Source organism: Anaerovibrio sp. RM50, from assembly GCF_000622005.1.
Taxonomy (GTDB): domain Bacteria; phylum Bacillota; class Negativicutes; order Selenomonadales; family Selenomonadaceae; genus Anaerovibrio.
Genome location: NZ_JHWV01000001.1, coordinates 136,299 through 148,511, shown reverse-complemented (window position 1 = coordinate 148,511; position 12,213 = coordinate 136,299). Strand labels below are relative to the sequence as shown.

The 12,213-nt window shown below is 46.8% G+C and carries 9 protein-coding genes and 1 riboswitch; of the genes, 7 read left to right on the top strand and 2 right to left on the bottom strand.

Annotation, left to right across the window (positions count from 1 at the left end):
* Nucleotides 1-58: 58 nt before the first annotated feature.
* Nucleotides 59-1,645: a C69 family dipeptidase gene (locus tag T525_RS13815; protein WP_051533318.1), complete on the top strand. Its 1,587-nt coding sequence runs from the start codon at nt 59-61 to the stop codon at nt 1,643-1,645.
* 108 nt (nt 1,646-1,753) lie between these two features.
* Here the strand turns inward: T525_RS13815 and T525_RS0100780 are convergent, their stop codons facing one another.
* Complete coding sequence (locus T525_RS0100780; protein WP_027405594.1) at nt 1,754-3,031, bottom strand: serine dehydratase subunit alpha family protein; 1,278 nt, start codon at nt 3,029-3,031, stop codon at nt 1,754-1,756.
* A gap of 295 nt (nt 3,032-3,326) precedes the next feature.
* Here T525_RS0100780 and T525_RS0100775 point away from each other — a divergent pair, with 295 nt between their 5' ends.
* From T525_RS0100775 to thiC, 4 genes are all read left to right on the top strand, one after another.
* Nucleotides 3,327-5,414: a translation factor GTPase family protein gene (locus T525_RS0100775; protein ID WP_027405593.1), complete on the top strand. Its 2,088-nt coding sequence runs from the start codon at nt 3,327-3,329 to the stop codon at nt 5,412-5,414.
* 91 nt (nt 5,415-5,505) lie between these two features.
* Nucleotides 5,506-6,105 (top strand): uridine kinase, encoded by a 600-nt coding sequence (locus tag T525_RS0100770; protein ID WP_027405592.1) that lies wholly within the window; start codon nt 5,506-5,508, stop codon nt 6,103-6,105.
* Nucleotides 6,106-6,535: 430 nt separating this feature from the next.
* The gene (gene trpD, locus T525_RS0100765; RefSeq protein ID WP_027405591.1) at nt 6,536-7,561 is read left to right on the top strand and encodes an anthranilate phosphoribosyltransferase; all 1,026 of its coding nucleotides are present in this window, start codon (nt 6,536-6,538) and stop codon (nt 7,559-7,561) included.
* 76 nt (nt 7,562-7,637) lie between these two features.
* Nucleotides 7,638-7,743, top strand: a riboswitch (TPP riboswitch).
* A gap of 186 nt (nt 7,744-7,929) precedes the next feature.
* A complete protein-coding gene (gene thiC, locus T525_RS0100755; protein ID WP_027405590.1) occupies nt 7,930-9,243 on the top strand; it encodes a phosphomethylpyrimidine synthase ThiC in 1,314 nt (437 codons plus the stop codon).
* A gap of 75 nt (nt 9,244-9,318) precedes the next feature.
* Here thiC and T525_RS0100750 read toward each other — a convergent pair whose 3' ends face one another.
* Nucleotides 9,319-9,723, bottom strand: coding sequence for a metalloregulator ArsR/SmtB family transcription factor (locus T525_RS0100750; RefSeq protein ID WP_232219168.1), 405 nt, complete (start codon nt 9,721-9,723; stop codon nt 9,319-9,321).
* A 240-nt stretch (nt 9,724-9,963) separates the two neighbouring features.
* On the opposite strand from T525_RS0100750, the gene T525_RS0100745 reads away from it, so the two are divergent.
* Nucleotides 9,964-10,185, top strand: a complete 222-nt coding sequence (locus tag T525_RS0100745; RefSeq protein WP_027405588.1) for a cation transporter — start codon at nt 9,964-9,966, stop codon at nt 10,183-10,185.
* 47 nt (nt 10,186-10,232) lie between these two features.
* Entirely contained in the window at nt 10,233-12,137 is a 1,905-nt protein-coding gene (locus T525_RS0100740) for a heavy metal translocating P-type ATPase (protein WP_027405587.1), read from the top strand.
* Nucleotides 12,138-12,213: the final 76 nt, after the last annotated feature.

The following is a 12,213-nucleotide window of genomic DNA, read 5'->3' as shown; positions in this document are numbered from 1 at the left end:
CCGTATACAGTGTATGTCTGTGGATTTTTAGGATTAAATGTTTTGGGAGGTGGCCATATTGTTAAAAACTATTGCAGCAGGAATGACTGCACTTATGCTTCTGGGAGCCAGTACAGAAGCATGTACTGTAATGGTGGTGACCAAGGGGGCTTCCGAGGATGGGAGCATGATTGTTGGGCATTCCAATGATGCCTTTGGCAGTGATATGAATCTTGCCTTTGTACCGGCCAAGGACCATCCTCGCGGCAGTATGCGGCCAGTGTATCCATCAGCGGCTGCGTTGACTGAAATGCCTGACTACAACTGCTTTGCACAGCCAAATCTGGTGGCCTCGGAGCGCAGCGATGACTATAATTATCCGGGACGCCCAAAGACAAAGCCTATTGGCTACATCCCGGAGGTGGAGCACACCTACGCTTATATGGATGCAGCTTACGGCGTGGCCAATGAGCATGGACTTATTTTTGGCGAATGCACAGATATGTCCGCTCATTTGCCGGAGGCACCTTATCGGGAAGGGGAAGGTATTTTCTATGCCGCGGAACTGAGCCGGGTTGCCCTGGAACGTTGCAAGACTTCCCGGGAAGCCATAGAGCTGATGGGAAGCCTTATTGATGAATATGGTTTATGGGGCACTGCCGAAACCTTGGCGGTGGCTGACCAAAATGAGTGCTGGGTGCTTGAAATGCAGCCGGCTCCCGGGGGCCAGGGAGGATTTTGGATTGCGGAGAGGATTCCGGATGGAGACTTTTTCATTGCTGCCAATCAGTTGAGAATTCGTGCCATTAAAGAGGGAAATCCTGACCAGATTTTTAATCCAAAGCTGCCTCAGATGATAAAGGACGCCGGTTGGGCGGCCTATGATGAAGAAGGAAATCTGGATTGGGTAAGATCCATGGAGTCAAGAGAATTCCACCATCCATACTATTCCCAGCGCCGTGTATGGAGTGCCATGAACGATGTGGCTCCATCCCGTAATCTGCCATCCAGGGTGGCGGATTGGGATGCCAAGACATATCCTCTGTCCATTCGTCCTGAGAGAAAATTAGGGGTGGAGGATTTGGCCCGTTTGTATCGCAACTATTATGCCAACACGGAATATGATAAATCCAGGGGCCCTCTGTCCGGGCTTTATGGTTCACCGTATCATTATGAGGTGGAGGAGGGACAGCGTTCCATTCTTTCTGCCAAGACAGCCTATACCCATATTGTGCAGCTGAATGAGTCTCTGCCGTCACCTGTGGTATGGTTCTCCACCAATGCCCCGTATGAAAATCCTTTCATACCTCTTACTGTGGGCAAGCTGCCAAAAATCTACGATAAGGCCCTGCGGGATACCTACGATCCTGACAAGCTGTATTGGGCCTCCAATGAGGTTATGGCCCTGAACCAGGGGTTCTTCAATATTATGTCACCAATAGTAAGCAATGCCGTGGAGGATTCGGAGAAAACATCCTTGGGCTTGGTCAAGTCTTCTGTAGGCTATAGTAAGGAGAAGTTCGCTGCTGCCCTGGAAAAAAATGCCATTCATAATTTCCACACCTGGAAGGAGCTGTCCCATGAGCTTTTGAAGAAATACAATGGGGGCCAGGGTGTTACATACGGCGGCAGAATGCCTGACCCGAAAACACCAACGGAATATTAAACGCAAGTTTTTCATAGTAAAAAAATCGGACTGCATTGGTCAGTCCGATTCCATTGAGCAAAAAGCAGGACTGTCTTCGACAGCCCTGCTTTTCTGTTTAAGAAATATTTATTGCCCGATCATCATTTTGATTATTTCCTTGTCAGTTTCCTTCATGCCGATGCGGCCAAGACGGCTGATGTTTCTGATGGTATTTTCCACACCCTTCAGTACCAGACCGTCGCCGCCATAGAATTCCTGCCCGTTGCGGAACATCTCAAAGCCCATAATGCCCGCATCAACTGCTGCGGATATTTTTGCGGCGCAGGAGGCCTTGGCACCATCACAGACAATGCCGGAGGTAATGGCCAGGGCATTGACGATGGTGTGTATTACAGCACTGTAGTCCTTGGTGCAGAGCCAGGCAATACCCGCTCCTGCTCCTGCACCGGCACTGACGGCTCCGCAGTATGCGGAAAGACGGCCAATACCCTCCTTTTCGTGGAGGGTGACCAGATTGGAGAGCAGCAGGGCACGGTAAAGCTCCTTCTGGGAAGCTCCCAGCTCCTTGGCATACTCAATAACTGGAAGAGAAACGGTCATGCCCTGATTGCCGCTGCCTGAATTGATAACCACCGGCATTTCACAGCCGTTCATACGGGCATCGGAGCCAGCAGCGGCCCGGGCCCGGGCACGGACATGAACATCATTTCCATAAGCCTTCAGAAGGGTTTTCCCTATATTGGCACCGTAGTTATTTTTCAGTCCCTCGTCGGAAATAGCGGTGTTGTAGGCAATCTGACGATCAATAGTTTCTTTGATGTCGTTAAGATCACAGGTCATGGCAAAATCATAAATATCTTCAATGGTCATGCATTCATAATCCGGTTTGCCTGTATCCACGGAATCAGTGATTTCCTTTTCAAAGAGCACATCATTATTTTTTGTGATTTTTACAATATTTGTGTGCTCATTTACCACATGAACCTCAGCGGTATCATTGCCATGCCATACGGTGACAATAATATCCAAAACATGGTCTGACTGGGCGGCATCTACATGGATTTCTGTATTTTCCATGTAGCTGCCCAGCTTTTTTTTGTCCTCGGGCTTTATGTGAGCAATTACCTCCAGGGCGGCATTGGCATCTCCGGCCAGCACCCCTATGGCAGCGGCGGCTTCAATTCCCTTTCGGCCGTCGGTATTTGGCACAATAACGCTTTTTACGTTCTTAATGATATTTCCGCTGGCAGCCACTGATATTCTTTCTGGCAGAGTTCCCAGTGCCTCACGGGCTTTGGCAGCACAATATGCAATGGCAATGGGTTCGGTACAGCCCATGGCCGGCACCAGCTCCCGCTTGAGTATTTCAATATAAGCCTGGTAGGTTTTGCTAGTTTTCTCCACGTAATTTCACCCTTCTCATACTATACTTGTGTTATTATTATAACTTATTTATGGGTAAAAAAATACTCTTTAAATATGTACATAGGCTTAAAGAACCAGCAGGGCAGATTGATTTTTCCCATTAATTTGACGAAAAATCAATATTATATTTCCAATTAGAGGAATTTGAATAAAATTATAGAATACTTAAAGCATAAGATTTTTTATGATGGGGAGGCTTCGATAATTAGGGAGATAATTAAAGATTATTAAAAGATATTGAGAGAGGCTTCTAAGAGAATTTGGAGGGGTTAAAATGAAGGTTTATACTACTGACAAAATTCGTAATGTGGTGCTGTTGGGCCATGGCGGCTGCGGAAAGACGACCCTGGCCGAGGCAATGGCTTATCTTAGCGGTATAGTTTCCAGACCAGGCAAGGTAGAGGACGGCTCCACTATTTCCGACTGCACCAAGGAAGAGACAAAACGACAGATTTCCATTTCTACCGCTGTTGTGCCTGTAGAATGGGATGATTTCAAAATCAATGTGCTGGATACGCCGGGCTTCTTTGATTTTGAGGGCGAGGTCAATGAAGCAATGAGCGTAGCTGATGGTGCCATTATCGTGGTTTCAGGCAAGGCCGGCGTGGAAGCTGGTACGGAGCGTGCCTGGGATATTTGCGAGAAATACCATCTGCCAAGAATTTTCTTTATTACGGACATGGATATTGACTCCGTTTCCTATCGTCAGGTGCTGGATGACCTTAATGTAATGTTCGGCAAGAAGATTGCTCCATTCAACATGCCGTTGCGTGAGGAGGAGAAGCTGGCCGGCTATATCAACGTAATCCAGAAGAAGGCCTTCCGCTATCAGGGGGAGGAGGCAGTGGAGGAAGAGGTGCCTGACTATTCCGTAAGCTATCTGAATCAGTATAATGATTCCCTTATGGAAGCAGTGGCCGAGACCTCCGAGGAATTTTTGGACCGCTATTTATCCGGTGATTCCTTCTCTGAGGCAGAGATTCGTGCAGCCGTAAGAAGCGCTATTTCCGATGGCTCCATTATTCCGGTTGAGTCCGGCTCCGGCGTGGCCCAGCGCGGCGTATATACTTTGCTGGACGATATCGTAAAGTATATGCCGTCTGCTGATAACCGCAAAATGTCCGGTATCAATGCCCAGACCAATGAGATTTTTGAGGCAAACTTTGATGTGCTGAAGCCAAAGACCGCCTTTGTATTCAAAACTATTGCCGATCCATTTATCGGTTTTTACAGCCTTATAAAGATTCGCTCCGGCGTAGTGAAGGCCGATGATATGATGTATGACGTGCGCACCGGCAATGAGTTTAAAATTGGTAAGCTGTATGTGCTGCGGGGCAACAAGGCCACTGAGGTTCCAGAGCTTCATGCCGGCGATTTGGGTGCCTTGGCCAAGCAGACAGCCATTAAGACCGGTGATACCCTGTCCACCAAGAATAATCCTGTTGTTTATGCCAAGATGGATTTGCCTTCACCATATACCTGCCTGAGATGGAAGCCTGTCAATAAGGGGGATGTGGACAAGATTGCCATGGCAATGCAGAAGATTGCCGCCGAGGATCAGACCTTCAGATTTGAGCGTGATAATGCAAACCGTCAGTCCCTGATTTATGGCATGGGTGATCTCCATCTGGAAATTATCCAGTCCAGGCTCCTTAATGAGTACAAGGCTGAAATCAAGACTGAGCGGCCAAAGGTTGCCTTCCGTGAAACCATCAAGAAGCGGTCTGATGTGGAGTTTAAGTATAAGAAGCAGACAGGTGGTCACGGTCAGTATGGACACGTAAAGATGCGCTTTGGTCCGTCTGGTACCAATGATCCTTATGTATTTGATGAAGAGGTTGTGGGCGGCGCAGTACCAAAGAATTTCTTCCCTGCTGTTGAAAAGGGTATTGCAGCCGGCTGTGAGCGTGGTCCATTGGCTGGCTATCCTGTAGTTGGCGTTCATGCCACCCTTTATGATGGTTCCTATCATTCCGTAGATTCTTCAGAGAACTCCTTCAAGATTGCAGCAGAGCAGTGCTTCAAGAAAGGCATTATGGAGGCAGGGGCAGTTCTTCTGGAGCCATTCGTAATGCTGAAAGTTACTGTTCCTGATTCCTACATAGGCGATGTTATCGGTGACCTTAACAAGCGTCGTGGCAGTGTAATGGGCATGACCCCAACCAACGGCAAGCAGGTTATTGAGGCTGAGATTCCTCAGATGGAGCTCTTTGGCTACAGCACTGTGCTTCGTTCCATGACCGGCGGACGGGGAGATTTCTCTTATGAATTCTCCCGTTATGATCAGGCTCCTGAGGACGTACAGTCCAAGGCAATTGCTGCATATCAGGAGAAGCTGGCAGCCAGTGACAGTGAAGAATAAAAATATATGTTGTAGATAATACAAAAGAAACGTCCCCCATCTGCTATCCGCTTATGTTATACTATACGGGTAGTAAGGTGGGGGATTTGTTTTGAAAGAAAATTACAGTATATCTTCAGCAACCATATTGAACAGAATCCATTCCCTTATGGACAGGGACAGGGATAAACGGGTAATTGTCGCCATAGATGGTAGGTGCGGTGCGGGAAAAACCACTTTGGCACAGGATTTGGAGGAGCAGATCGGGGCCACGGTTTTTCACATGGACGATTTCTTTCTTCGGCCGGAACAGCGGACCCGGGAGAGGCTCGATACACCGGGAGAAAATGTGGACCATGAAAGGTTTCTGTCTGAGGTGCTGGAACCATTAAGAAATGGGGCATTGGAGCTTCCTTATCAGAAATTTGACTGCAAAAGCCAGTCATTGCAGGAGGCGGTGATTATCCGTCCTGGGAAACTCTGTATTGTGGAGGGCTCCTACAGCTGTCACCCTGCTCTGGTGAAAAAATATGATTATCGTATATTTATGACGGTGTCCCCTAAGGAACAGATGGAGCGGATTATCAGACGTAATGGCCCTGAGGCGGCCAAAGTCTTTGAGTCCCGCTGGATTCCCCTGGAGGAGAGATATTTTTCTGTGTGCACTGTAGAAGGACAATGTGACTGTGTTATAAATACCAGTAAATTTTAAAGTAACATTTAACTTGACATTTTTTGATTTTTGCTGTTTAATACTAACAGGTTCAAAAATAATATTGAACAAACCTATGATGTGGAGATCAAGCAAAAGGGGCACTCACAGAGAGTCCGGGTAGCTGGGAGCCGGATAGAACGCTGATTTGTAAATGGACCACAGAGGGCATGATGAAATGCATGGATTATTAGTTGCAGAGTATCTCATGACGTGTTGGCATACGTTAGTTGCCGGGGATATGATGGTATCCTGCTGAGTGTGTGAAGTCGCAAATCTAGGTGGCACCACGGGAATAGTTTATTCTCGCCCTTGACGGTATTTTTACCGTTGAGGGCTTTTTATTTGTTCACACTTCGGTCAGGGAGGTGAAGGAAAGCAGGAAAGAGCTTTCCGATGGTTGTTTGGTAATTTGAAAGGAGCCAGAAAAATGATCAGAGAAGCAATTGAAAAAATCGTGAGAAAAGAGGACCTGACCTATGATGAGGCCTACACCGTAATGAATGAAATCATGAAGGGACAGACCTCCCAGACTCAGAATGCAGCCTTTTTGGCAGCTCTTTCCACTAAAAGTACAAGAGCGGAAACCATTGCAGAAATTTCCGGCTGTGCAGCGGCTATGCGGGAGCTGGCCACCCCCGTTCCACACCCTGGCCTGAAGGTGCTGGAAATTGTGGGAACCGGCGGTGATCGTTCCAATACCTTTAATATTTCCACCACATCCGCATTTGTTATTGCAGCAGCAGGGGTAAAGGTGGCAAAGCACGGCAATCGGGCCGCTTCCTCAAAATCCGGAACAGCTGATGTGCAGGAGGCCCTTGGAGTAAATATTCAGCAGAGCCCTGAAAAGGCCTTTGAAATGCTTAATGGCTGTGGCATGTGCTTCCTCTTTGCTCAGAAATATCATAGTGCCATGAAATATGTGGGACCTATCCGCAAGGAGCTGGGCTTTAGAACCGTATTTAATATTCTCGGACCATTGACTAACCCAGCCAACCCTGATTACTTCCTGCTGGGTGTTTATGACGAATATTTGGTGGAGCCGGTAGCCAAGGTTTTGGATAAGCTAGGTGTAGCCAATGCTGTGGTGGTTCACGGCAAGGATCGTTTGGATGAGGTATCTCCAAGTGCTCCCACCACTGTATGCGAGCTTAAGGATGGCTATTATCGTACTACCCAGATTTGTCCTGAGGATTTCGGCTTGGTTCGTGGAACCAAGGAGGAGCTGGTAGGAGGCACTGCTGAGGAAAATGCGAAGATTACCAAGGGTGTTCTTTCCGGGAAAATTCAGGGCACCAAGCGAAATGCTGTGCTGATGAATGCGGGACTTGCCCTTTATGTGGCCCGGAAGGCACCAACCATGCAGGCTGGTATTGAACTGGCGTCTGAAATTATAGACAGCGGCAAGGCATATAAAACCATGGAGGCCTATATCCGTCAGTCAAATGAAGCTTAAAAATATAGGTGAAATGACATTAATTTAATAAATAATATTGCCATTATCAATTTGCGGTGATATATTTAAGAGGTAACAGAATAGCAAGGGGAGCGGAAATGCTGAGAGGTGTGTATGAAAAGACACACGACCCTGAACCTGATTTGGATAATGCCAACGTAGGAATGCTGACAGAGCAATAGGGTTAATATAACCTTGGCTCTGATACATATATGATTAGTAAGGCAGTGTCCAATGGGGCGCTGCCTTTTACTATGAAATCTTAGCGAATCGAATCTGAAAGATGAAGATGAGCTCTAGATTTCGTGTAAGGGCTGATGAAAGCCAGTATGCTTTCATCTTGCTTGTTTTATGGGGAGGTAAGTGAAATGAAAAGAGAGTATGCAACACAAATGGATGCAGCCAGAAGGGGTATCGTTACACCTGAGATAGAGGCTGTGGCCAAAAAGGAAAACAGGGAGGTTTCCTTTATTATGGATATGGTGGCCCAGGGGAAGGTAGCCATTCCTGCCAATGTAAATCATAAGAGCCTTGAGCCAAATGGGGTAGGCAGTATGCTGAAAACCAAGATAAATGTTAATCTTGGTGTATCAAGGGACTGCAAGGACTATGATATAGAAATGCAAAAGGTTATGAGTGCCGTTAATCTGGGAGCAGAGGCTATTATGGACCTATCATCCCATGGCAACACTCAGCCCTTCAGACAGAAGCTGTGCCGGGAATGCCCTGCCATGGTGGGGACTGTGCCGGTTTATGATGCGGTGATTCACTATCAGAGGGATTTGGCAACTCTTACGGCCAAGGATTTTGTGGATGTTGTAAGACTTCATGCTGAGGATGGTGTGGATTTTGTTACTCTACACTGCGGTATTACCAGAAAGACTATTGAGCAGATTCGCAAGGGCGAGCGGAAGATGAATATCGTTTCGCGGGGGGGCTCTCTAGTTTTTGCCTGGATGTCCATGACGGGGGAGGAAAATCCTTTCTACGAATATTATGATGAGATTTTGGACATTTGCCGTGAATACGATGTAACGGTAAGCCTTGGCGATGCCTGTCGCCCGGGTTGTCTTGCAGATGCCACTGACGGGGTTCAGATAGAGGAACTTATCATGCTTGGGGAGCTCACTCAGAGAGCTTGGGACAAGGATGTACAGGTTATGGTGGAGGGCCCCGGCCATGTGCCTATGGATCAGATAGCCGCTAATATGAAGATACAGCAGACAATATGCAAGGGAGCTCCTTTCTATGTTCTGGGGCCATTGGTTACGGATGTTGCCCCAGGCTATGACCATATTACGGCTGCCATTGGCGGAGCTATAGCCGCCATGAGTGGAGCTGCCTTTTTGTGTTATGTTACTCCTGCGGAGCATCTTGCATTGCCAAATGTGGATGATGTAAGACAAGGCATTATTGCCAGCAAGATTGCGGCCCATGCGGCGGATATAGCCAAGGGTCTGCCCGGGGCCAGGGAACAGGATGACCGCATGGCTGATGCCAGAAGAAAGCTGGATTGGGAGGCCCAGTATAGGGAAGCTCTGGACCCTGATACAGCAAAGGCCATAAGAGACTCCCGTGCTCCTGAGGATGACCATGGAGACACCTGCAGTATGTGCGGTAAATTCTGCGCTGTAAGGTCAATGAACAAGGCCCTGGCCGGGGAAATGATAGATATACTGTAAAAAAGCAAAACCCTGTAGACAGTGTTGAACAGATACTGCCTGCAGGGTTCTTTAGTTTGAAAATAGGGTTTGAATTTAGTGGTCGCAACAGTTGATTTCTGCGATTTCCTCAATGGTAATGTGGAGCTTTTGTACCATTGGGTTTGGGGCGGCGGCGTAGTATACCTCTTTTCCCTCCCGGCGGGTGGTTACAAGACCGGTGGCCTTGAGAATCCGCAGATGGTGGGAGACCGCGGGGGAGGACATATTCATAAAGGCCGCAATGTCAACCACACATTCCTCGGTGTGGCATAAGAGCCAGAAAATGCGAAGACGGGTGGGATCACCCAACTGCTTCATGGCCTCAGCCACAGTGGCAATGGTACATTCAGCGGGCATATTTTCAAAAATAAACTGTTCTTCTTCCTCAGTATGATGACGATGAGGAAGCTTCATCTCATTTGATGTAAGTTTTATTGAGTTTTTCTTTTCCATGGTCATGGACAAAGCACTCCTTTTAAATGGGGTTATCAATTATTGCTTTTAATCATTTATAAATATAATTATAGCAAAATTTAACAATTAAGCAAAAGTTTAATTATTCCTTGACAACGATTAAGCGATTGTTTAATATTATAGGCAAAGAAAACAATTAAACAGCTATTTAATTGTTTGCTCGTCCTAACCTGTGCAGAGGGTGGAGCGTGTGGCAATTAAATGGGCAAGAAAGGGAGATATGCTATGAAGAAGACTTATAAAATCGAGGTAGATTGTGCAAACTGTGCAGCTAAGATGGAGGATGCAGCCAATAAGGTTAATGGTGTTAAGGCTGCTTCCGTAAATTTCATGGCCTTGAAGATGAAGGTGGAATTTGAAGATGGAGTTGAGTCAAATGAGGTTATGAAAAATGTATTGGCGGATTGCCGCAAAATTGAGCCTGATTGCGAAATCTTCTTTGAATAAATTTTTATAGTAAGTTTTGCTTGATACTCCGGTTTGGGGAGATAAGTATGAATGAAAAACAAAAGCAGAACCTGATTCGCATCATAATAACATCCATTATCATGATAGCCCTCAGTTTCGTGGAGGCTGACGGCATGTTCAGGTTTCTGTTGTATATAATTCCATATTTTATTATTGGTCATGATATTTTGCTGAAGGCAGCCAAAGGCATAAAAAATCGTCAGCCATTTGATGAGAATTTGCTGATGGCCATAGCTACCATTGGAGCCCTTGTGCTGGCCCTTTATCGCAGTGGTGATTATGTTGAGGCCATTGCCGTAATGCTGTTTTATCAGATCGGTGAGTGGTTCCAGAGCTATGCTGTGGGTAAAAGCCGTAAGGATATTGCCGACTTAATGGATATTGCATCTGATTATGCCAACATAGAGGAAGAGGACGGACAACTTGTGGAAGTTGACCCGGATGATGTGGAAATCGGCTCTGTTATTGTGGTTAAGCCCGGGGAACGGGTTCCCATTGATGGCATTGTGATGGAGGGGCATTCAACCTTAAATACTGCTGCTCTTACGGGAGAATCTCTGCCACGGGAGGTGGAACCGGGAAAAGAGATTATATCCGGCAGTATAAACCTTACTGGTTTGTTAAAAGTGCGTACCACCAAGGAATTTGGTGAGTCCACGGCCTCAAAAATCCTTGAGCTTATCGAGGATGCAGGCTCCAGAAAGTCTAAGTCTGAGGAATTTATTACTAAGTTTGCCCGGGTATATACCCCTATTGTAGTGTGGGCAGCTATCGCCTTGGCCGTAGTACCATCAGTGGTTTTAACTGTTATGGGCAGTGAACCTATGTGGGGGGAGTGGCTATATCGGGCCTTGACTTTCCTGATAATCAGTTGCCCTTGTGCACTGGTTATATCTATTCCTTTATCCTTCTTTGCAGGATTGGGGGCGGCCAGTCGTCATGGTATTTTGGTGAAGGGCTCCAATTATATGGAAACCCTGTCGGAAACCAAGACAGTTGTTTTTGATAAAACTGGTACTCTGACTAAGGGCACCTTTAGTGTAGTAGCTATTCATCCGGAAAAGCTGGATGAAAACCAGCTTCTCCATTTGGCAGCCCATGTGGAAAGATATTCATCCCATCCAATAGCCCTGTCTTTGTTGGAGGCCTATCCAAATGAAAAAGACGATTGCCTCATAGAAAACACTGAGGAAATCGCCGGTCGTGGTATAAAGGCCCTTATTAACGGTGATACGGTATGCGTAGGAAATGCGCGTATGATGGAGGACCTTGGCATTAATTGGAAGCCTTGTGAGCATAGTGGCACTATAGTCCATGTGGCTATTAATGGTGAATATGAGGGCCATATTGTGGTAGCTGATACCCCTAAGCCACATAGCAGGGCAGCTATAAAAGCGCTTAAGGCCCAGGGAATCCGTGAAACAGTTATGCTGACTGGCGATGCAAAGGCTGTAGCTGATGTTGTCGCAGCAGAGCTTGGCCTTGATCAGGTAAGAAGTGATTTGTTGCCTCAGGATAAGGTCAGTGAAGTGGAGAAGCTGCTTGCTGGTAAACGCAGTGAGGATGAGGCTCTGGCTTTTGTGGGGGATGGTATTAATGATGCCCCGGTGCTTTCCAGAGCAGATATAGGCATTGCCATGGGAGCTATGGGCAGTGATGCGGCTATAGAAGCTGCCGATGTGGTGTTGATGGATGATGATCCATTTAAGATTGCCACAGCCATTCGCGTGTCCCGTAAGTGCCTTAGAATTGTAAAGGAGAATATCTGGTTTGCCATTGGTATTAAGGTATTGGTTTTAGTCGCTGGTGCCCTTGGCTTTGCCAGCATGTGGGCGGCTATATTTGCCGACGTGGGAGTGGCGGTTTTGGCTATACTTAACGCCATGAGGTGTATGTATATTAAGGTTCAGCAGCCAGAAACAGTATCATAAAACAATATATTGTAAAACGAGCAGGGGCATTACCTCCAGCACGGATTAAGATCTAAATCCTATTGCTGTTGGTAAT

Bases quoted from the DNA above. Each gene is read 5' to 3' on its own strand.
- T525_RS0100775 (WP_027405593.1), top strand. From the start codon at position 3,327: ATGAAGGTTTATACTACTGACAAAATTCGTAATGTGGTGCTGTTGGGC.
- trpD (WP_027405591.1), top strand. From the start codon at position 6,536: ATGATCAGAGAAGCAATTGAAAAAATCGTGAGAAAAGAGGACCTGACC.
- thiC (WP_027405590.1), top strand. From the start codon at position 7,930: ATGAAAAGAGAGTATGCAACACAAATGGATGCAGCCAGAAGGGGTATC.
- T525_RS0100750 (WP_232219168.1), bottom strand. From the start codon at position 9,723: ATGACCATGGAAAAGAAAAACTCAATAAAACTTACATCAAATGAGATG.
- T525_RS0100745 (WP_027405588.1), top strand. From the start codon at position 9,964: ATGAAGAAGACTTATAAAATCGAGGTAGATTGTGCAAACTGTGCAGCT.
- T525_RS0100740 (WP_027405587.1), top strand. From the start codon at position 10,233: ATGAATGAAAAACAAAAGCAGAACCTGATTCGCATCATAATAACATCC.